This window comes from Gleimia coleocanis DSM 15436, from assembly GCF_000159015.1.
GTDB classification, from domain to species: domain Bacteria; phylum Actinomycetota; class Actinomycetes; order Actinomycetales; family Actinomycetaceae; genus Gleimia; species Gleimia coleocanis.
Map to the genome: position 1 here is coordinate 36948 of NZ_DS999543.1, position 20953 is coordinate 57900.

At 50.9% G+C, this 20953-nt stretch carries 19 protein-coding genes; 10 read left to right on the top strand and 9 right to left on the bottom strand.

The window, feature by feature from the left end:
- Positions 1-11 precede the first annotated feature (11 nt).
- Positions 12-830: a glutamate racemase gene (gene murI, locus HMPREF0044_RS02085; protein WP_006546444.1), complete on the top strand. Its 819-nt coding sequence runs from the start codon at positions 12-14 to the stop codon at positions 828-830.
- On the top strand, positions 827-1624 hold the full coding sequence (locus HMPREF0044_RS02090) for an MBL fold metallo-hydrolase (protein WP_006546445.1): 798 nt from the start codon (positions 827-829) through the stop codon (positions 1622-1624). The genes murI and HMPREF0044_RS02090 overlap by 4 nt, the downstream gene beginning before the upstream one ends.
- A gap of 20 nt (positions 1625-1644) precedes the next feature.
- Here the strand turns inward: HMPREF0044_RS02090 and HMPREF0044_RS02095 are convergent, their stop codons facing one another.
- From HMPREF0044_RS02095 to rph, 3 genes are read right to left on the bottom strand one after another with little or no spacing between them, the layout of a single operon-like run.
- Positions 1645-2805 carry an NADH:flavin oxidoreductase/NADH oxidase gene (locus HMPREF0044_RS02095; protein ID WP_006546446.1) on the bottom strand — a complete coding sequence of 387 codons (1161 nt, stop codon included), beginning with the start codon at positions 2803-2805 and terminating at the stop codon, positions 1645-1647.
- A 57-nt stretch (positions 2806-2862) separates the two neighbouring features.
- Entirely contained in the window at positions 2863-3474 is a 612-nt protein-coding gene (gene rdgB, locus HMPREF0044_RS02100) for an RdgB/HAM1 family non-canonical purine NTP pyrophosphatase (protein ID WP_006546447.1), read from the bottom strand.
- A gap of 2 nt (positions 3475-3476) precedes the next feature.
- Positions 3477-4217 (bottom strand): ribonuclease PH, encoded by a 741-nt coding sequence (rph, locus tag HMPREF0044_RS02105; protein ID WP_006546448.1) that lies wholly within the window; start codon positions 4215-4217, stop codon positions 3477-3479.
- Between the two features lie 43 nt (positions 4218-4260).
- Here rph and nudC point away from each other — a divergent pair, with 43 nt between their 5' ends.
- Together nudC and HMPREF0044_RS02115 are read left to right on the top strand one after the other, a co-directional pair.
- Positions 4261-5178, top strand: coding sequence for an NAD(+) diphosphatase (nudC, locus tag HMPREF0044_RS02110; RefSeq protein WP_006546449.1), 918 nt, complete (start codon positions 4261-4263; stop codon positions 5176-5178).
- Positions 5179-5346: 168 nt separating this feature from the next.
- Positions 5347-7407 (top strand): ATP-dependent DNA helicase UvrD2, encoded by a 2061-nt coding sequence (locus tag HMPREF0044_RS02115; RefSeq protein ID WP_006546450.1) that lies wholly within the window; start codon positions 5347-5349, stop codon positions 7405-7407.
- A gap of 2 nt (positions 7408-7409) precedes the next feature.
- Here the strand turns inward: HMPREF0044_RS02115 and HMPREF0044_RS02120 are convergent, their stop codons facing one another.
- Positions 7410-8312 (bottom strand): hypothetical protein, encoded by a 903-nt coding sequence (locus HMPREF0044_RS02120; RefSeq protein WP_006546451.1) that lies wholly within the window; start codon positions 8310-8312, stop codon positions 7410-7412.
- Positions 8313-8459: 147 nt separating this feature from the next.
- Positions 8460-9944: a zinc-dependent metalloprotease gene (locus HMPREF0044_RS02125; RefSeq protein ID WP_006546452.1), complete on the bottom strand. Its 1485-nt coding sequence runs from the start codon at positions 9942-9944 to the stop codon at positions 8460-8462.
- 137 nt (positions 9945-10081) lie between these two features.
- Between HMPREF0044_RS02125 and HMPREF0044_RS02130 the strand changes: the two genes are divergently transcribed.
- Positions 10082-11227 carry a YlbL family protein gene (locus tag HMPREF0044_RS02130; RefSeq protein ID WP_006546453.1) on the top strand — a complete coding sequence of 382 codons (1146 nt, stop codon included), beginning with the start codon at positions 10082-10084 and terminating at the stop codon, positions 11225-11227.
- A 55-nt stretch (positions 11228-11282) separates the two neighbouring features.
- Here HMPREF0044_RS02130 and HMPREF0044_RS02135 read toward each other — a convergent pair whose 3' ends face one another.
- Positions 11283-11897 carry a PPA1309 family protein gene (locus HMPREF0044_RS02135; RefSeq protein WP_040312727.1) on the bottom strand — a complete coding sequence of 205 codons (615 nt, stop codon included), beginning with the start codon at positions 11895-11897 and terminating at the stop codon, positions 11283-11285.
- A 192-nt stretch (positions 11898-12089) separates the two neighbouring features.
- On the opposite strand from HMPREF0044_RS02135, the gene HMPREF0044_RS02140 reads away from it, so the two are divergent.
- The 3 genes from HMPREF0044_RS02140 to HMPREF0044_RS02150 all read left to right on the top strand — a co-directional run bounded on the left by HMPREF0044_RS02140 (position 12090) and on the right by HMPREF0044_RS02150 (position 16351).
- Positions 12090-14987: a UPF0182 family membrane protein gene (locus HMPREF0044_RS02140; RefSeq protein ID WP_245528807.1), complete on the top strand. Its 2898-nt coding sequence runs from the start codon at positions 12090-12092 to the stop codon at positions 14985-14987.
- Between the two features lie 123 nt (positions 14988-15110).
- Positions 15111-15572, top strand: coding sequence for a TM2 domain-containing protein (locus tag HMPREF0044_RS07805; protein ID WP_006546456.1), 462 nt, complete (start codon positions 15111-15113; stop codon positions 15570-15572).
- Positions 15569-16351, top strand: coding sequence for a hypothetical protein (locus HMPREF0044_RS02150; protein ID WP_006546457.1), 783 nt, complete (start codon positions 15569-15571; stop codon positions 16349-16351). Before HMPREF0044_RS07805 ends, HMPREF0044_RS02150 begins: the two co-directional genes overlap by 4 nt.
- A 133-nt stretch (positions 16352-16484) precedes the next feature.
- Here HMPREF0044_RS02150 and HMPREF0044_RS02155 read toward each other — a convergent pair whose 3' ends face one another.
- Positions 16485-17360 carry an HAD hydrolase family protein gene (locus HMPREF0044_RS02155; RefSeq protein WP_006546458.1) on the bottom strand — a complete coding sequence of 292 codons (876 nt, stop codon included), beginning with the start codon at positions 17358-17360 and terminating at the stop codon, positions 16485-16487.
- 111 nt (positions 17361-17471) lie between these two features.
- On the opposite strand from HMPREF0044_RS02155, the gene tsaD reads away from it, so the two are divergent.
- On the top strand, positions 17472-18530 hold the full coding sequence (gene tsaD / locus HMPREF0044_RS02160) for a tRNA (adenosine(37)-N6)-threonylcarbamoyltransferase complex transferase subunit TsaD (protein WP_006546459.1): 1059 nt from the start codon (positions 17472-17474) through the stop codon (positions 18528-18530).
- A gap of 44 nt (positions 18531-18574) precedes the next feature.
- On the opposite strand, the gene HMPREF0044_RS02165 is transcribed toward tsaD, so the two are convergent.
- The gene (locus HMPREF0044_RS02165) at positions 18575-19831 is read right to left on the bottom strand and encodes a class I SAM-dependent methyltransferase (protein ID WP_006546460.1); all 1257 of its coding nucleotides are present in this window, start codon (positions 19829-19831) and stop codon (positions 18575-18577) included.
- A 161-nt stretch (positions 19832-19992) separates the two neighbouring features.
- On the opposite strand from HMPREF0044_RS02165, the gene groES reads away from it, so the two are divergent.
- A complete protein-coding gene (gene groES, locus HMPREF0044_RS02170) occupies positions 19993-20289 on the top strand; it encodes a co-chaperone GroES (protein WP_006546461.1) in 297 nt (98 codons plus the stop codon).
- Between the two features lie 229 nt (positions 20290-20518).
- On the opposite strand, the gene HMPREF0044_RS02175 is transcribed toward groES, so the two are convergent.
- Positions 20519-20812, bottom strand: coding sequence for a WhiB family transcriptional regulator (locus HMPREF0044_RS02175; RefSeq protein WP_006546462.1), 294 nt, complete (start codon positions 20810-20812; stop codon positions 20519-20521).
- Positions 20813-20953 lie beyond the last annotated feature (141 nt).

The following is a 20953-nucleotide window of genomic DNA, read 5'->3' on the forward strand; positions in this document are numbered from 1 at the left end:
ACGCTTGAAGTATGTCTAATGCTCCGATTGGGATTTTCGATTCTGGATTAGGTGGTTTAACCGTCGCGCGTTCCATTATGGATAAGCTCCCGCAAGAACAAATTCTTTACGTAGGGGATACTGCCCATACCCCTTACGGTACGAAGCCAATCGCAACGGTGCGTGAACTGGCTTTGAACGTGATGGACGAATTAGCCTCACGGGGTGTAAAGATGCTGGTGATTGCTTGTAATACGGCTTCTGCAGCGGTATTACGGGACGCTCGTGAACGTTATGAAGTGGATGCGGGTATTCCCGTGGTTGAAGTAATCCAACCGGCATCGAAAGCTGCGGTGGCAGCGACTCGTAACCGCAAAATTGGGGTGATTGCCACTGCTGCCACGGTTACTTCTGGGGCTTATAAAGATGCTTTCGCAGTAGTTCCCGACTTGGAAGTTACCCAGCAAGCCTGCCCACGATTCGTAGAATTCGTTGAAAAGGGGATTACTACGGGCGCGGAGTTAAATGAAGTTGCCCGCGAGTATTTAGATCCTGTGAAGACCGCTGGCGTGGATACGCTGGTACTGGGATGTACTCACTATCCGCTGTTGACTGGCTTGATTTCGCAACATATGGGCGAGCGCGTAACTTTGATTTCCTCTTCTGAATCAGCTGCAAATGAGGTTTACCAGCGTTTGGTAAGAGAAAATCTTACGGCTTCAGAAGTTGATCCGCTGCAGGTGCAGCATGAGTTTTATGGCACTGGTTCTTTAGAATCCTTTGCGCCTTTGGCGCGTCGTTTCCTTGGTCCAGTGGTTGGTGATGTGCGTCAGATGGAGGTGCCGGCATGAAACTGACGGTAGTTGGTTGTACTGGTTCAATGTCGGGTCCTTATTCTCCGGCTTCGTGTTATTTAGTGCAGGGACGCGGAATTGATCCAGAAACTGGTTTAGACCGTGTTTATAACGTTGTTTTTGATTTAGGACCTGGATCTTTTGGGCAACTGTGGCGCTATGTGGACCCACGCAAGATTGATGCGGTGATTTTTTCACACTTGCATGCTGATCACATGGGGGACGTGATTTCTTTGCACGTGCATCGCCGCTGGCATCCGCAGGGCAACTTAGGGCAGGTTACTTTAGGCGGGCCTTCTAACCTGTTGGATCGCGTGCGTGGCATTGACGGGGCGGACGAGTCTGAGGATTACGCAGCTGAGTTTGCACCACTGATTCTAGAAGACGGGGTTTCTTTTAACGTTGGCCCGTTGAAGATTACGCCTTATGCTGCTTGGCATACGGTTGAGTCCTATGGCTTCCGCGTAGAAGGTCCTTCCGAGGGTGACGCTGCCAAGTGCGTAACCATTGCTTACACGGGGGACACGGACTATTGCGAACGCATGGTGGAAATGGCCGAGGGCGTTGAATTACTGCTTTCCGAAGCTGGTTTCACAGCCGCCGATGAAGTACGTGGTATCCATTTAACAGGTGAGCGGGCTGCACAGCTAGCTAAAACCGCCCAGGCTAAGTCAATGGTTTTAACCCATATCCAAGCCTGGACGGATTCTGAGGTTGTGCTACGCGAAGCTCGTTTAGCGTGGGATGGTGCTATTTCCGTTGCCTACGCGGGCGCAACCTACACGGTTTAATATCAGCGAACAGCGCGTTTTTAGCTGAAACTCCGTTTGGTAACCGCCCACTGATACTGGGGGCGTAAGAATGGCTCAAACCCAAGTTTTACAAACGCTCGGTTCGGCCAAGTCGAATCAGCTAAGAGGGTGCGACCAACAAATACTGCGTCTAAAGCACCAGTTGAAACTAGTTCCTGTGCCCACTCAGGCTCAGAAATACGCCCCACACCAGTAGTTAGAATCCCCGTTTCAGCACGTAGACGCACTGCTTTAGAAACCTGGTAGTCCCTATCTGAGGGCAGCGGCAGAGGAATCAAACCACCTGTGGAAGCGTCAAGCAAATCAACTTCCAAAACCTGCAGTACCTGCGCCAGTTTAATGGAATCCTCAACCGTCCAAGAAGGCTCACCAGGAATGTAGTGTTGCGGTTGACCGCCCTCGGAAAGGGAATCTGAAGCCGAGTTTTCTGCCACCCAGTCCGTTAAAGACAAACGCACAAACAGTGGGAAATCCGGGCCAATCGCATCCCTCACTGCAGAAACTACTTCCACCAGGAACCGCGAGCGATTCTCAAAAGAACCACCGTATTCGTCGGTGCGCTTATTCGTCAGCGGAGACAGGAAAGAATGTAGCAAGTAGCCGTGCGCCGCGTGCAGCTCAATCACCTGGAAGCCAGCTTCAACCGCGCGAATTGCCGCTGCAGCGAAAGATTCCATGACATCTGCGATGTCGGCCACGGTCATTTCTGCTGGGGTTACCATCTCGGGGAAAGGCACTGCGGATGGAGCTACCGGCTGCCATTTAACTGCCTGCAGTTCTTCCTGTGCCTGTGGGTCAGTTCCCTTCCACGGGCTTATGGCAGAAGCTTTCCGTCCTGCGTGCGCCAGCTGGATTCCCGCAACTGCCCCGAAAGCATGAATAGTGTCAGCAAGTTTCGTGAAGGCGGGGACTTGGTCATCACTCCACAATCCCAGGTCCCACGGGGTGATCCGCCCATCAGCGCGTACACCCGTAGCTTCCACGATGATTAGTCCCACGCCCCCGGCAGCGCGGCCAGCATAGTGCGCGAAGTGGAAATCTGTGGGGCAACCAGTTTCTTTACCTTGCGCGGTGGCGGAGTACATGCACATGGGTGGCATCCACACGCGGTTGGGGATAGTGATTGAACGAATCGTTAACGGGTCATTCAAGTTCGGCATGGTTTTCCTTTTCGATTCCGTTTTCTTTTCCGAGGGCGGGCTTTGAACGCTAGGTTTTCAGCTGAGAATCTCAACGATTTTTGGAGCTAGCGCGGTGAAAGCCTTAGCGCGATGAGAAATCCGGTTCTTTTCTGCAGCCGGCATTTCCGCAGTGGTTTGTTCATATCCGGTAGGGACAAAAATAGGGTCATAGCCGAAGCCGTTTTCTCCGCGGGGAGCGTAGGTGAGGCTGCCGAGCATTTCTCCGATTTCTACAGTTTCGTAGTTTGAAGCGGGGTCTACCAGCGCGGCAGCGCAGACGAATTTAGCGCCGCGATGCTGTTCCTTAATGTCAGCAAGCTGGGCGAGAAGCAGGTCTAAGTTGCCTTTATCGTCACCGTGTTTTCCAGACCAGCGGGCTGAGAAAATACCGGGAGCGCCCCCTAAAACGTCTACAGAGATACCAGAATCATCCGCAATACAGGGCAAACCAGTTTCTGCCGCTAAAGCGCGGGCTTTCAACAGGGCGTTGCCAGGGAAAGTGACTTCATCTTCCACCGGGTCTGTTACCGTGAAATCGCGCAGAGTAGCGATTTCACTGCGATCTAAACCAGGAAGCAGGGGTTCTAAAATCGCGTAGAGTTCATCTACTTTATGCGCATTGCCGGTAGCTAGGATTAGTTTGAACATGGTTACTCGCTTAGGGCTACTTCTTGGAATACGGCGAGTTCTTTACATCCGCCCTCGGCTAAATCAAGCAGCGCACCCAGTTCCGCGCGGGTGAATGGAGCGTGCTCTGCCGTGCCCTGTACTTCAATGAATTCGCCTGAGCCGGTAACTACCACGTTCATATCAGTTTCAGCGCGCACGTCCTCTTCATATGGCAGATCCAGGCGTGGTTCGCCGTCAATAATGCCTACGGAAATTGCGGCAACAGAATCTTTCAACACTTTCTGATGGGCCTTATCAAGGGGGATTAGGCCATTCTTTTGCCCCCATTTAATGGCATCCGCTAGTGCTACGTAGGCGCCGGTAATGGAAGCAGTGCGGGTGCCACCATCGGCTTGCAGGACGTCGCAGTCTAAGACAATAGTGTTTTCTCCCAGGGAGGCAGTGTCTACTACGGCGCGGAGGGAACGCCCAATTAGGCGTGAAATTTCATGGGTGCGGCCACCGATTTTACCTTTGACTGATTCACGTTGGGAACGCTGTGAGGTGGCGCGTGGTAGCATGGAGTATTCGGCGGTTACCCAGCCTTCGCCGCTGCCTTGGCGCCAGCGGGGAACGCCTTCGGTTAGGGAAGCTACGCATAGTACGCGGGTGTTTCCAAATTCAATCAGGCAGGAGCCTTCTGCGTTTGCAATCCAGTTGCGGGTGATTTTTACGGGGCGGAGCTGGTTGTTTGCGCGCCCATCTGCTCGGTTTGTAGTCATACTTAAACCCTACCGCGAAAAGTGGTGGGGGTATAGTTTAAGTATGAGAATTATTCCTCCGCTGGGTGGCGGGCAGTGGGATTTTAACCCGCAGATTCCTGAGGATACATTCCTAATTGACTATTATTTCGTGGATGGGCGGGGTAACTGTTGGCCGGATTTAAGGGCAGCACAGGTACGGGAGTTAGCTCCAGGAGATTGCACGCTGGTAGGGATGGGGGCGGTTGCGGATTTTCGTTCTGGTTTTCCCGAGGGTGCCCGCTATCAGGTAGCAGTCTGGGTTGAAGACTTGCAGGGAATGGAACCTGGGGGAGTAGAACTGGGTGAGGCAGTTTTAATCCGTGAGTTGCAGGGGAAAACACCTACGCAAATGCAGCTTTATGCCACGGCTAATGGTTTAGCAGCTTTTCACTTGAGATTTAAGTACTGCCATCGTTGTGGAGGTAGTTTAGAATCAGCGGAATCAGGTTGGGCGCGACACTGCAGGGCTTGTGGGGAAATGGTTTATCCACGCCAAGATCCCGCGATAATCGTAACGATTTTTGATGCTGCTGGGCGTCTTCTGCTGGCGCATAATACTGCTTGGCCGGCTCGGCGAGTGTCACTAATTGCCGGTTTCATCAATATGGGAGAATCAGCTGAACAAGCTGTTTGTCGTGAAATTTCTGAAGAAGTCGGGTTAAATGTGAAACCAGAGTGGGTGTCATACGTGACCACTCAAACCTGGCCATTCCCACAGTCACTAATGCTGGCGTATGAAGTGCATTTACCCGCCGATTACCCGGATTTAGAACTTACCCCAGATGGGGTGGAAATAGAGTGGGCTCGCTGGTTTGCACGTTCAGAGTACCTGGATGCGGTTGTTAGTGGGGAAGTGAGTGGCCCTGTGAATCATTCAGTGGCGGCGGCTTTAGTGCGCGCCTGGCTGGATAATCACATGGGAACTCCAGTTCGCATATGAGTTTCGTTGGCTTAGAAACAAAAACTCATACGCGAAGCTGAGTTCGCATGTGAGTTTTGATAGTGCCAAAAAAGATGTCAGCCCAGTGCCTTAGAATGATAAGACCACCACAAAGGTAAAAATAAAACACTAACAGAGATCCGCAGCGCCCTCGGGAAAGGAGTCCACATGACCACAGTGCCACACCTGCTGGACGCCCTCGATCCTGAACAACGCACCGTCGCCACCCAAGTAACCGGGCCGCTCGCAGTACTGGCAGGCGCCGGAACCGGTAAAACCCGCGCCATCACCTACCGCCTAGCATATGGCGTGCAACAGGGAGCCTACGACCAACAATCCGTGCTGGCAGTAACCTTTACTGCGCGCGCCGCCATGGAAATGCGCCACCGGTTAAGTTCCCTGGGAGTCCCCGGTATCCAATCCCGCACCTTCCACGCAGCCGCACTGCGCCAACTATCCTACTTCTGGCCCCAAGCTATAGGTGGCGACGTTCCCGAAATCGCCAAACATAAAGCCAGCCTCCTCTCAGCGGCCTGCAACCGCCTGGGAATCAGCATCGATAAGCAACTAATTCGTGACTTCGCAGCGGAAGTTGAATGGGCAAAAGTATCAATGATTGACCCCTACGACTACCCACAGGTAATTGCTGAACAACACCGAGTAGTCCCTGGAAACCTCGATGCCACCACCATGGCTGATCTGTTGAAAGTCTACGAAAGCGTCAAAACTGAAGCCGGACGCATCGACTTCGAAGACGTCCTGCTACTCATGGTCGGTATTATGCAAGAAAATGATTTAATCGCCCGCCAGATTCGCCACCAGTACCGGCACTTCGTCGTAGACGAATTCCAAGACGTTTCCCCACTGCAGTATGAGCTACTAAACCAGTGGCTAGGTGGGCGCCACGACATTTGCGTCGTCGGTGACGTAGCCCAGACAATCTACTCATTCACAGGGGCAACTCCTAAATACCTGGTGAATTTTGAGTCAGACCACCCGGGTGCGCGCCGGGTGGAACTAAACCGCAACTATCGTTCCACTCCGCAGATTGTCAGCCTCGCAAACCAAGTTTTACGCGTAAAAAACAATGGGGCAGTGGGTACTGATTTACCCGTTGGCTCCGTTAAACTCGTTTCCCAGCGTGACTCAGGTCCAGCAGTTAACTTCCGCAGTTTTGAAACTGATGAGGCAGAAGCAACTGAAGTAGCCTCTTACGTTAAACAGTTGATTTCTGAAGGTACTAAACCAGAAGATATTGCAATCTTATTCCGTACGAATGCGCAGTCAGAAGCATTTGAAAATGCTCTTTCTGAACTGGGAATTTCTTACACTGTTAAAGGTGGAGAACGATTCTTTGAACGCCCAGAGATTCGCCAGGCAGTGGGAACTATTCGCCGCCTGGGGGAATTATCGAGGAAGGTTTTGGAACCGGGCTCACAAGATTTGATTCAAACTATCAAAGACGTAGTTGGTCCACTCGGGTGGGCTGAAGAAGCTCCGAAAGCAGCTGGCGCTGTACGTGAACGTTGGGAGAGCTTAGATGCGCTGGTTGTTTTAGCCTATGCGAAGCAACACTTAACTATTGCTGAGTTTGCGCGGGAACTAGACGAACGCGCGAATGCGCAACTGGCACCAGAGTTAGCTTCCGTAACCTTATCTAGTCTGCACGCTGCAAAAGGTTTGGAATGGGAAACCGTTATCCTCGCGGGGATTAGCGAGGGGCTAGTGCCAATTTCAATGGCAGAGACCCCAGCCGAAATAGAGGAAGAAAAACGCTTGCTCTACGTGGGAGTAACCCGTGCGCGGACACGTTTGCTGATTACCTACGCGCGGAGCCGCGGGGCAGGTCGCGTCCAAAAACGTCGGGTCTCAAGATTCTTAAGTCAGATGTGGCCAGAACTACCGGGACAGCAATCTGGAACTGCCCCAGGGCGGCGAACAAATGTTGCGAAATCAAAGAAAACTGCAGCTGCAGAAGAACTCACTGAGCTAGAGAAAATCATTTTCGAAGCCTTACGTGAATGGCGTAAAGACGAAGCAGAAGAACGTTCCGTCCCAGCTTTCGTGATTTTCAGTGATTCCACTCTTATTGATATTGCGAAAGCCCAACCGCGCACCCTAGTACAACTACGAGTTATCCGCGGAGTAGGGGCTACAAAACTCGAAGCCTTTGGGACACCCGTGCTGCGCCTGGTGAAAAAACTACGTAGTGAATGGGAAGAAAAATAACCTTAGATTTCTGGGAAAGTAAGCGGATGGTTAGTGCATTTTGGATGCGGTAACCATAGTAGTCGCTCAAAAATCATATCCCTGTCTAAAAGACGCATTTCTCCTTGAATCCACGGGTATTCGGTATAAATGCTGACGACTGCTTCGGCGGTCATAGCGGCAGCGCCAACTAGTAGTGTACGTTTTAAAAGTGGTCCTTCAGATTCCCCGTTAGTAGGCTGCGGATTTTCTGCGTCATAAAGGTTGAAGCATTTAAAACACGGAGAATCCAGGGGCTTAACCAGGGGACCTACCTGCGCGTAGTCAGGAGTAAACAATACTGCCAAAACGGGAATACCATTGCGAGAAAACCTGTCGAAATGAATGAACTCGCTTAAACTTAACGCCGGTTTAATCACTAAATCAGCATCCGGACAGTTTTCAGGATTGACCAGCATCTGCAAGTTAGCTGGTAGACAGGGAATTAAATCAGCAGTTGCTTTTATAGTTACTGATGCGAACCCTTTGCCTAGTAGCAGGTCAGCTAAAATCTTTACATAGTCAGCGACGAATACATACGGGAACTCAGTTAAATCAATACTCAGATTAGAAACTGAACGAAGCCGGTGCTCAGTCAGAGTCGGATCAAAATCCAGGTGTGAGCTTTCTAAATCCACAGCGTATTCAGAAATAAGCTCATGGTCAGCTAAGAGTCGTAAGAATAGTTCCGTATCGCTTTCAGAAATCCCTAAACTTAGCGCAAGCTGGATGGTAGTTGGGCGACTACGTAACTGTGTGAGTTGTTTTAAAAGCGTGATTTCTTGGTTTGATAGGCCTTTTAAAGTTAGGGAAGTACGTGGGTTAGCAATTTGTACTCGTTTGCCGGGAAGCTCTGTGACTACAGTGCCAGGATGGAGTTGGAGCATGGGAGAGCCCTTTCGCTGTTAGAAAAACTATGCGTTGAACCAGTTCGTGGTTTAAGCCTGCCAGTTTCCTAACTAGAGCGAAAGGGCACCCGTATTTCCTGTGGATAACTTTTGCGTGGGAACTCGCGTTCGCGCGTTTATAAGCGGTTAGATTTGCTGATCGCCCTCGGAATCCATATCCGGAGCCAACCCCTCAGCCCAACCCAAAGTGCCATCCAAAAGCGCACCCAACTCAGCATCAATAGAAGTCTCCACCGCCTCACGCAACTGCCGGTTCGCTAAGAAATCCTGCGGAGAATCCAACTCAGCATCGCTAGGCGCCACATCTGGATGACGCCAGTACGCATCGCGTGCAACCATCCCCTGCGCCCCCAACAGCTCCCACAATTCCGTAGCATTCCGAGCCTTCCGAGGGCGCAACTGCAAACCAATCAGCGTAGCTAAAACCTGCTCCGCCGGAGAACCATCAATCCGACGGCGACGCATCAACTCACGCAACTGTGTAGCATGCGGCAAATACGGGCGAGCAGCCTCAAAAGTAACCGTCTCCACCCAACCCTCAATCAACGCCAACAAGGCTTCAATCTGCGTCAAAGCTAATTTCTGAGACTCTGACGGCTCAGGCTTGAACAACTTACCCGTCAAAGCATTCTGCAAACCCTCTTGATCCATCGGACCAACCTCAGTAACCGCCTGACGAATCGCCTCAGTATCAATCGAAATCTCAGCCGCATACAGGCGAATAGACCCCAAAATCTCAGCCTTCAACCACGGCACTGAAGCAAACAAACGCGCATGCGCACACTCACGCAAAGCCGCGAACTGACGCACCTCATCAATAGGAATCTCAAAACCCGCCGCAAAAGCATCCACATTCGGCAACACTAAAGCCGTTACCGCGGACGGTCCCGGAATACCCACATCCGTAGAACCCAAAGCAGCGTGGGAAAGTTCGCCTAATGCTTTCCCAATCTGCAAACTGAAAACCGCCGAAGACATTTCAGAAACCAGCTTGTCACCCTGCGACAACAACGCCTTCAAACCATGAATATTCTCCATGCCCGGCAAACCCTGCAACATAGAGAACTCAGGAGACTCAGACAAACGCTCAAAATCCGTCTCATCCAAATTCTGCAAGTGCTTCATCTGCTGTCCGAAAGCCGTTTTAAAAGCACGTTCAACGTTTTCAGCTACCGGTTCAATAATGACTTTCCACGTATCCAGGGTTTCATCTGCCCAGTCAGAACGACGCCAAGCCTTACGTTCAGAAGTAACCGGAGCAACATCCGTCACTGCATCCAACCATAAGTCAGCTACCTGCAAAGCCTGACGGGCCTGTGCAGCCTGAGCGGCAGACAACTGCAAGTCGCCCTCACCCCAAGCTCCCTGCCGGAAAATCTGCTGCACCAGCTTCCAGTTAATCGGGCCGTCACTGGACTGCATGATGAAAGTAGCCTGCTGCAACATCTGCTGCAAAATAGCCGGCGAAAGGTTCTGAACCCCACCAGGGACAACCTGGTTCGGGTCCACCCCCATTGATTTTAAGAACTCTGCGAACTCTTTAGGATCGAATTGATTCGGGTCAAAGTTTCCCCCAAAGAAAGGGAACCCACCGGCATTAAAGTCACTCATAGAACTAAAATACCGGGTTTAGCGGGTGGATGCTGGGTAAGAGTGGAAAAATAATCTCACAGCGAAAAAGTGTTCAGCTGGTTACGGAATCATCGTAAATCTGGCAATTATGAGTTGGGTGGTAAAAAATAGGAACTATGAGTTTTGAGAATTCGCCGATCCAGATTTACACCGATCAACCTAAAATGCGTAAGCCACTAGGGCTAAAACTGCTGCTTTCCCTGTTACCACTGGTAACGTTTGTCAGCGTAATTGTCCTGGCTTTCCTTCCACTTCCATACGTGATTCAATCCCCAGGACCAACCGTGAACGTTTTAGAATCCTACGACGGGGAAGCCCTGATTGAGCTAAGTGATCCCAAAGCAAAGAATGATACTGTTGGGGAACTACGTATGGTTACGGTATCGGCGAAAGGGACTCCGGAAAATAAGATTCGTGCCTACGAATACATTTACGCTTCCCTGCAACCAGGCTACAACCTGGTGCCATTGGAAGAATATTATCCAAACGATATTACTGCAGAAGAACTTGCGGAATATAACCTCAAAGCCATGGTTTCTTCCCAATCAACTGCTGCTGCTGCCGCCTATAACTACTTAGGCGTTAAAGTTCCCGCAACGGTGACTATCCTCGGCACAGTTAAAGATTCTCCTCTAGAAGGCAAAGTCAAGGAAGGCGATATTCTCAAAGCCGTGGAAATCAACGGTAAACGTACCGAAATTGATACGGCTGCGATTACTTTTGAACTTACTCGTGACCTGCCAGTAGATACTCCGCTGGTTTTTGAAATCGAACGTGATGGTAAGATTGAACGCTTTGACACGCACTCATACCGCCCGGCTCAGTTGAGTAAATTCGACACGGGTTCGCGTTTCGGCATTTACCTGCGCGTAGACCCCCAGCTACCTGAGGACGTGAAAATCCACCTCGAAGACATTGGCGGTCCTTCCGCGGGCATGATTTTCTCTCTGGCAATCATTGATAAGCTCACGGGCGGTGACTTGGTTGGTGAAAATATTGTTGCCGGCACGGGAGCAATCAGCTATGACGGGATAGTGGAACCAATCGGCGGTATCGTACAGAAAATGCATGGTGCTAAGCGTGATAATGCGAAGTGGTTCCTGGCTCCTATTCAAAACTGTGATGAGGTAGTCGGCAACATTCCAGATGGTTTAAACGTGTGGCCAGTACATACTTTGGATGATGCTTTAGATGCGTTGGATTCCATTAAGAGTGGGCAAACAGCACATCACCCAACCTGCGATACATTTTTAGACAAATAATTTTACGAGGGCGGTCAAATAAACCGCCCTCGTAAAAATTTATCTGCTTTTAAGCTCAGCCCCCGCAGGAACAGTTGCCGCAGTCGCCACCGCAACCACCGGAACTGCCGCGTTCTTCAGCAGGTAGGAAAGTCGCAAAAAGTGCTTCTACCAGGCCTGGAACCAGGTCAGAGCCTTCGCCTACCTCATCGTCGTTATCGTGGGAGCGAGCACGCACCGCACACCAGGCTTCACCCGTGCGCATTACTGCCGCAACCAGGCGCACTTCATCACGGTCAGGGTGGTTAGCGAAGTATTCCACTGCTTCAACCGGGTCTTCTGGCGCGTTTTCTTGTGCGGCTGGTGGAACCATGACGCGTTCAGTGCAGACTGCGGCTCCTGCGACGGAATCTGGCCAACCCAACTGTGCCAAAGTGTCTTCTAAATCTTCACCGGGCAGGTCTTCTTGGATAACAGCTGTGAGCGCAGCTGGATTACCGTTCCAGGTGGACTGTAAGTGTTCACGCATATCTTCTGGAAGCTCAGGGATTTCCAGTAAGTCAGTGGTTGGAACCAGGGCGTAAACAGTGGTTGGGCGATCCCAGCCTAAGCCGGAGGCTGCGCGTTCAATTTCGTAAACTGCCTGGGCTAAAGCCAGTTCAGTATTAGTGGGGAAGTGTGGTTCAGTCATACCAATATTGTCCACCAAATGCCTAGTTCCATTCCAGTCGGTACTATAGAAAAGAGTTATTTTGCCCAAATTTGCATCGAATTGAGGTTCTCAATGTTCGGCTTCCCAGGACAACCGTTCCCGCGCCCGCAGGAAGGGGGAGCGCCAAAGCCCCCGGAGGGCCCACCGCGTGAACCTATTAACCTAAAGGAAATGATCACGCCCATGCGGATTACTTTATTCGCACTGTTGGCTTTAGTCGTTGGTTTCTACTACTTGAGTGATTTTGTCACGGAAATTTTGTGGTTTAACCAGATTGGTGCTCAGCAGGTTTTCTGGACTCGCTGGCTTGTCATTATTGGCTTGGTTCTGTTGGGAACCATTGTTAATGCTTCGATTGTGGGCATTAATATGCAGATTGCTTACAAGAATCGCCCAACTTCTCATTCTGTGAACTACAATCCGCAGTTGCGTGAGTACCAGCGTCAGTTGGAGCCTTTCCGTAAGCTAGTTTTCATTGCGGTTCCACTATTTATTGGTTTCACCACGGGTACGGCACTGGCTGCTGACTGGGATCAGATTCTGCTGTGGTGGAACTCTACTCCATTTGGTCAGACTGACCCACAGTGGGGCGTGGACTTGTCTTTCTACATGTTTACGCTGCCAGTTTTGCAGATGCTTTTCTATTTGCTGACTCGAGTTTTTGTAGCTTCATTACTGGCTACCGTGGTTGTTCACTACCTGTATTCAGGTATCGTGTTATTCCCGCGTTTCCGGGTTTCTAAGCGGGCGCGTCTGCAGCTGGGGATTCTCGCTGCCCTGGTTTCTTTGATTGTGGCGGGTCGCTATTGGATTGGTCGTTACCTGCTGCTTACTTCCGAGGGCGGTCGCATTGATGGTGCTTTATACCAGCAGGTTAATGCGCAGATTCCAGCACAGACTATTCTTACGGTGACTTCAATCTTGGTTGCCATCTTGTTTATCGTGGCAGCTTTCCGTGGGTCTTGGCATTTGCCGGCTACTGGCGTGGCAGTAACCGTTGTTTCTGCGTTGGTAGTGGGTTTTGTTTACCCAACTTTGATTCAAGAATTCAAGGTAAAACCAAATGAACGAGCATTGGAAAGCCCTTACATTCAGCGTAATATTGATGCTACTTTAGATGCTTATGGCATTAAGGACGTAGAACTGCAGTCTTATTCTGCTAAGACTGAGACTTCGGCGGGGCAGCTGCGTGATGACGCGGCTTCTACACAGCAGATTCGTTTGATTGACCCAGATGTGGTTTCTCCAACTATTCGCCAGTTGAAGCAGTCGCGTTCCTACTACACTTTTGAGTCGCAGCTGTCTGTGGACCGCTATGAGATTGATGGTGTTAAGCGCGATACGGTGATTGCCGTGCGCGAGCTGAACTTGGATGGTTTGGACGAAAACGAACGTAACTGGGTTAATGAGCACACTATTTTCACTCACGGTTACGGTGTAGTTGCCGCCTACGGTAATAAGGTGGATTCTAAGGGCGAACCAGCTTGGTGGGAGGAAGGAATTCCTTCTATGGGTGACATGGGAGAGTATGAACAACGCGTTTACTTCTCACCGTCTTCCCCGCAGTACTCTATTGTGGGTGCGCCTCAGGGAGCGAAACCGCTGGAACTTGATTATCCTGATGAAGCTTCTGACGGCCAGGTGCCAACCACATTCGAAGGTGACGGCGGCCCGTCTGTAGGTAACTTCTTTAATAAGCTGCTTTACGCGATTAAATTCCAGTCCACTAACATTTTCTTTGCCTCTCAGATCAATGAGAAGTCACAGATTTTGTATGACCGTGACCCGGCTTTGCGTGTTGCAAAAGTAGCTCCATACCTGACTTTGGATCGGAAACCATACCCAGCTGTAGTGGATATGGATGGTGACCCTAAGACTCCGAAACGCCTGGTGTGGATTGTGGACGCGTACACGACTTCCAACCACTACCCGTATGCGCAGCATGTGAATATCGCTCAAACTACTGTGGATTCTTCCACTAAGGAATCTGAGTTTTATGCTGCTGACTTAGAGATTAACTACATTCGTAACTCAGTTAAGGCTGTAGTTGATGCTTACGACGGTTCAGTGAAGCTTTACCAGTGGGATGAAAAGGATCCAGTGCTGTCTTCTTGGATGAAGACTTTCCCCGGTAAAGTACAGCCATTGTCTGAAATTTCTGGCGACTTGATGGCACATATGCGTTACCCGCAGGACCTGTTTAAGGTACAGCGTTCGCTGTTGGCTGCCTACCATGTTACTAAGGCAGATAATTTCTATACCGGTGGTGACCGTTGGCGTTTGTCTGAAAACCCAACTTCGGCTCGCCGCGCTGACGGGGTTACTCCATACCAGCCGCCCTACTACTTGACGATGCAGATGCCAGGCCAGGATTCCGCAGAATTCTCACTAACTTCCGTGTTTGTGCCGGGCGGTAAGTCGGATCGTGAACCAATGGCGGGCTTCCTCGCCGTGGATTCTGAGACTGGTTCGGAACCGGGGAAGATTCGCGAGGGCTACGGCAAGTTACGTTTGCTGGCTCTGCCTTCATCCACTACGGTCCCAGGTCCGGGGCAGGTGCAGAATAATTTCAACGCGAACTCTGAGATTGCGCGGGAACTTAACCTGCTGGATCAGGAGGGTTCGGAACTGATTTTGGGTAACTTGCTGACTTTGCCAGTGGGTGGCGGTTTGCTGTACGTGCAGCCGGTTTACTTGCAGGGTACGGGTTCTACTAAGTACCCAGTGCTTCGTAAGGTGATGACTGCTTTCGGTGATTCCGTTGGTTTTGCGGATACTTTGGAAGAGTCTTTGGATGCTACTTTCAAGGGGGATTCGGCAGCTCAGTTGGCGGATGGGGAGCAACCTTCTGCGGATCCTGCTGCTCCTTCCGAGGGCGAACCATCCGGTGATTCCGCTGGCTCAACTGCCACGAACTCGCAGGTTGTGAAACTTTTGCAGGAAGCTAAGACCGCGTTACTTGACGGTGAGAAGGCTTTGCAAGCAGGGGACTGGGCAACCTATGGTGAAAAGCAGAAGCTGATGAAGCAAAAGCTTGAGGAAGCTTTGAAACTAGAGACTAAGAAGTAAAACCCTGACGGGTAGCTTGGAGAAACCCTGGTTGTACCCTGAAACACTACAAAGTGCCCTAGGAGACTAGGGCACTTTGTTTTAAGATTAAGAGGAAGTTAATTTAATCCGAAAGGCAGTTTTATGTCATTTGATGGCAATGGTCAGAACCCACAGGGTGGCTACATTCCACCAGTAGATCCTGTACAGCACATGGAGCCTGCAGGCTACACCGCTCCACAGGATCCATACGCTGGCCAGCAGGCGCAGTACGGTGCGCCAGCGCAGGACCCATACGCAGCACAGCAGGCAGCTTACGCGCAGATGCCTTACGCTAACCCAATGCAGGCGCCAGTTGAACAGAAGAGCGCTATTGTTGCCGCACTGCTGGCATTCTTCTTGGGCACCTTGGGTGTACACAACTTCTACTTGGGCTACAACAAGCTGGGTGTAATTCAGTTGCTTCTAACTCTGTTCGGTTGGATTCTGCTGTTCATTCCAAACATTGCTGTGGGTATCTGGGTACTGGTTGAAATGGTTCTGTACTTAGTTTCCAATGAACCACGTTGGCGCTACGACGCTCGCGGAGTCCTCATTAACCGATGATGCTCCCGCTAACTCGACTTCCTATGAAGACTTGGCGGATAATTGGCTGGATAGCTAGTCTCTACCTGGCGGTAGTGGCTTTTATCCAGCTGATTACTGTCTTATTCGCAGTTGTCCCCACGGGGTACCTATCTACGAATACCAATTTATTCATTAGTGGCTTTGACACGGAAATCACTTTTGAACGCAGTCTGCCAACTATCCTCATTTTGATTTTGGGTGAGATGGTGATTACTGCTTCGGCAGTAGTCGTTTTATGGTTTACTCAACGAGCAGCTGAAACTCTTCCCTATGAGGATGGCCCTGTGCGTGGGCAGAAACGTTTCACGATGATTAGCCGCTGGCATCAGGCTGCTATCGTAGTGGTTGCTGGTGGATTGTTGTCTAGCTTAATCGGTGTCGGACAGAGGTTTTGGTTGTGGAATGGCATTATCCAACCATTCTTAACGGAAGAGAAAATTAACTACGCGGTACCGTCTTTGACGAGTGTACTGTTTAGCTTCCGTGGTTTAGTTTGGAATGCTGCAACCGTAATGATGTTACTGGGTATTTTTATTATTCTTTTCTTTGAGAAGTTAGAAACCCCAGTGCCAGCACCAGCAGTTGATGAAGTAGTTGAGCCAGAAGATCTGGCGTTTGAGGAGCCTCCGGCAACTACTGGGATGATTGCTCTGCAAGCTTTGCCAGGCAGTATTAAGGAAATGCCTGCTGATATGAAGAGTATGCCAGTGCGTTTGTGGCGTCGGGCGCAGCGTTGGTTGAAAGACTTTTCCAGCTAAGATACGGCAGTCATAAACTTCCCTTGAAAACGCGCGAACTTAAGTTCGCGCGTTTTTGTTGCGCGGGAATCGGAACTCCCGCGTTTTCTTTGCGCGCGAACGAGAGTTCGCACGCAAACGTGAATAACTACGCTTAGATGAGACCAGCCATCTGGAAAGCCTTAGACAAACCGCCCTCGGAAATATCCTCAGTAACCAAATCTGCCGCCTGTTTAGCAGCCAACGTGCCATTGCCCATCGCCACGCCCACTCCCGCTAAACGCAGCATCTCTTCATCATTAGCAGAATCGCCAACCGCCACCGTATCCGCCATCTTAAACCACAGTGAAGACGCTACTTCAGTAAGCGCAGAACCCTTAGAAATACCCGCCAACGTAACTTCCGCAGCCACCCCTAAACCCGGATTAATCGAAGACTCCACCACACAAAAACGCGGTCCCAAAGCCGCGGTAAACTGCGCTAAAGAAACCCCCGAAGCATGCGGCAGTAAGGCTACTAACTTCGATGCCGACGGCGGATTATCTAAACAAACAAACGGACGCACCTGATCCACATATGCCTGCCACGGGGCCGGCTGGAAAGGATCTGAGGAACCTCCTAAAAACATGGAAAGGAAAGATTCCTCAGTGTAAACCCGGCTGGGAGTAGTCCACCAGCTCAAACCCCCATGCTCAGCTAAATAAGCCTGCAAGAAAGCCACATCGTCAGGGCCAATCCGATGGTCAAATACCATATTTTCAGGGCGCTCCTTAACCGTCGAACCATCAAAATCAGCTTCGGTTAGCATCTGCGCGTAAGCCCCATTAGCGCCCACGATACCTTGAAAACCATAGGAGAGCAGGGAAGGGTAAATTTCGCAGTTAGCACGCCCGGAAGCAATCCACAGCTGATGCCCATTCCGTTTCGCTGCGTGCAGTGCATCCTGCGCGTCCGCAGGAACTTCCTGATGATGAGTTAAAAGTGTGCCATCTAAATCTAAAAATACTAAACGCCCCATAACAATAACCATGCCACTAAAACGCCCCTCACGCTAGCAGGGCTTAGTATTAGTCAGACCATTAGAATGCGAGGAAACCGCCAGAAACTAGAAGTTGCCTGGAAAGGGGACTAAAATAGCACCGTGACTATTGAAAAGAAAGAACCCCTGATTCTGGGAATCGAATCCACCTGCGACGAAACCGGTGTAGCACTGGTACGCGGTGGCACTCTGCTAGCTGACCGTACTGCAACTTCCATGGACCAGTACGCGCGTTACGGCGGCATCATCCCAGAAATCGCTTCCCGCGCACACTTAGAATCCTTCCTCCCCACTTTGGAAACAGCTTTAGAAGAAGCTGGAGTGGGGTTAGACGAAGTTGATGCGATTGCAGTGTCTGCTGGTCCAGGCCTGGTGGGTTCGCTTACCGTGGGTATCTGCGCGGCTAAGGCCTTAGCAACTTCTTTAGGAGTGCCGATTTACGGGGTTAACCACGTTTTGGGTCACTTGGCAGTAGATGAGCTGGTAGACGGCCCGCTGCCGCAGAAGTTTATTGGTCTGGTAGTTTCCGGCGGTCACTCTAACCTGCTGTTGGTTAACGATTTAGCAACTGACGTGGTGGAGTTAGGCGGCACTTTGGATGATGCTGCTGGTGAAGCATTCGATAAGGTGGGGCGTTTGCTGAACTTGCCTTACCCGGGCGGACCACATGTTGATCGCTTGTCCCAGCAGGGGGATGTGAATGCGATTAAGTTCCCGCGTGGTTTGTCAGCGGGTAAAGATAAGGAACGTTACAAGTACGATTTCTCATTTTCTGGTTTGAAAACTGCGGTTTCTCGCTATGTGCAGGGTGTGGCTGCGCGTGGGGAAGAAATTGTTCCCGAGGACGTTTGTGCGGGCTTTTCTGAGGCGGTTAATGACTCTTTAACTGCGAAAGCTGTGCAGGCTTGTTTAGATCACGGCTGTGACACGATTATTGTTGGTGGTGGATTCTCAGCTAATTCGCGTATCCGGACGCTGTTGAATGAGCGTGCTGCGAAGCATGGGATTACTGTGCGTATTCCGCCACTACGTTTCTGTACTGATAATGGGGCGCAGATTGCTGCTATGGGTTCGACTTTGGCACGTGCCGGAGTTAAGCCGTCTCCGTTGGAGTTTTCTCCGGATTCGGGTATGAATCTGCAGCAAATGTCGATGCAGTAAATCTGCTATACCTTGTCGGCGTACTTCATGTAGCTCAACTTCTTTTAGATTCGGCGAGCGATAACCGCTGTATGCTCCCGATTTACCCGGGTAGCGAAAACTACCAGCGGATTTTCTAAAGAGGTTTTCTTTAGTTTCAGTACTTTAAGTAAATCTCTTTGCCATTGATCGGGGCTAATATCAGCTCCGCGTTTCTTTACTTCAATATTAGTTGCCTGCAGGGCTTTTAGGCTGGCAATAACGGCTTTTGGTTTTAACTTAGTGACTTCGATGATTTCAAAGACGCTGACAGCCCCGTCCCACTCTTCTGGAAGTTGAGCGTCAGTGGTTAAATAGGCGATGTTTTCAGAAATAACTTCCGCATTCCCAGCGTGCGCTAGATTTTCTAATACGCCGGCGCGAATCACGGCGGCATCAGCTTCCCAAAGATAGTGTTTCAATTTAGCGCCCTCGGAAATAGGAGTGGGGGATGCAGACGGGTTGCCGGGCAGGAAGAACTCTTTTGGATTCTCCCATCCGCTGCGGAAAATTACGGCGCGGCGACCTGCTCCGTTGAGTGCACAAGCCGGAGACCAGAGGGAGGCTTCTACTAGGGTTCCATCAACGCTGACCCATTGGGCTTCCATGTCAGCGGGTAAGTATTCGTAGTCTATGCCGGGCGCGAGTTTTACGCCCAAGCGTTCAACGCCGACGTGTTCGCGTAACTGTGGTCGCCACCCCAGGACGTGTGGCAGGGAAGGGGACCAGTCTTCGGGTGCGGCTACGCGTTGGTTTCCGCGTCCAGCTCCGGTGCGTCGAGCCGGGTCGGCAAAAACCGCGTCTATGCCCTGTGCTGCGAGGTCCTTGATTTGCAGGTCCAGGACATTTCCTAAGAAAGCTTGGCTGGGTTGGGGGAGGTTTAGGGTTGCGGCGGTGTAGGCGATTTCGTCTAAATCCCATGCGCTTACACGCATTCCAGCGTCGGTGAAAGCCAGGGCGTCGGCGCCATTTCCGCACCCTAGGTCGGCTACGTGGGTGGCTTTTGCGTGTTGGAAACGCTGGGCGTGCAGGGCGGCGACTTGGTGGCGAGTGGCTTGTTCTAAACCGTCGCGCGTGAGGAATAGTTCGGTGGCGCGTTCTCCGAATTTTGTTTTCGCTTGTTGGCGGAGCTGCACTTGGGTGAGGAGGCTGGCGCGGGTTTCGGGAGGGAGGTTGAGTTTTTGGATTTTTTGGGTGGCTTTTTCATATCCGAGGGCGGTGAGTTCAGCACAGAGTGAACGCATATCTTCGGCGTGGAAAATCTCTAGCGGGTTCATAGTCATGCTGGGCCTTCGGATAGTGGGTACTCTTAGTTTAGAGTACCGTAATGGGCGTAAAGTTGAGTTATAGCAGGGTTTTCTGGCACTCAGGTTGCAAGAGTGCTAAGCGGGGTCTTACCCTATAAGAGTAGAAGTAATTATTGTTCTAGGAAGAGGAGACTCACATGTCTATCTCCATCAAGCCTCTGGCAGACCGTATTGTTGTAAAGCAGCTGGAAGCTGAACAGACCACCGCATCCGGTCTGGTAATTCCAGGTGCAGCTAAGGAAAAGCCACAGGAAGGCGAAGTTGTAGCAGTTGGTCCAGGTCGCGTAGACGACAATGGCAACCGCGTACCAGTGGACGTTAAGGTTGGCGACACTGTTATCTTCTCTAAGTTTGGTGGCACCGAAGTTAAGTACCTCGGCGAAGAATTCCTGATTTTGGAAACCCGCGACGTTCTGGCAGTAATCGAACGCTGAGAACCTAGCGTAAGCTGATTTAAGTATCCCGCCTGGCTGATGGTCAGGCGGGATACTTATTTTTCTGTATTCTTGCGCGGGAACTCGCGTTCGCGCGTTTTCCTTGCGTGGGAATCGCAACTCGCGCGTTTTCCCTGCGCGGGAACTCGCGTTCGCGCGTTAGGAGTACGGTGTAAATAAAATAAGGGCACTTCCGAATGGAAGTGCCCTGTTTAAGTTTTAGGTTGCATCAGGCAGTGCGACGGCGCTTCTGAGATGCCAGGTATTCACGACGTTCTTCTTCACTCATACCACCCCAAATGCCGTATGGTTCCTGGACTTTCAGTGCGTATTCACGACACTGTTCCAGTACTGGGCAGGTGGCGCAGATAGCTTTAGCTGCTTCGGCGCGGCGACGACGGGTTGAACCGCGTTCACCTTCTGGGTGGAAAAACAGTTCGGTATCCATATCATGGCATGCGCCAGCTTCCTGCCAGTTCCACAGATCTACTGCTGGGCCAGGGAGTCGAGATACGTTAGTCATTTGTTTCTCCTTTCTTCGTAAGTTCGGCGGGAGTTTACTGGGAACCGTAGTGGTTTCCAAGGGATGTAAGCTCCTGAACTCACAAAAGAAATCTTAGCAAACTGTTCAATACTTATTCAAGAACGATTCGCTGTTTAGTCG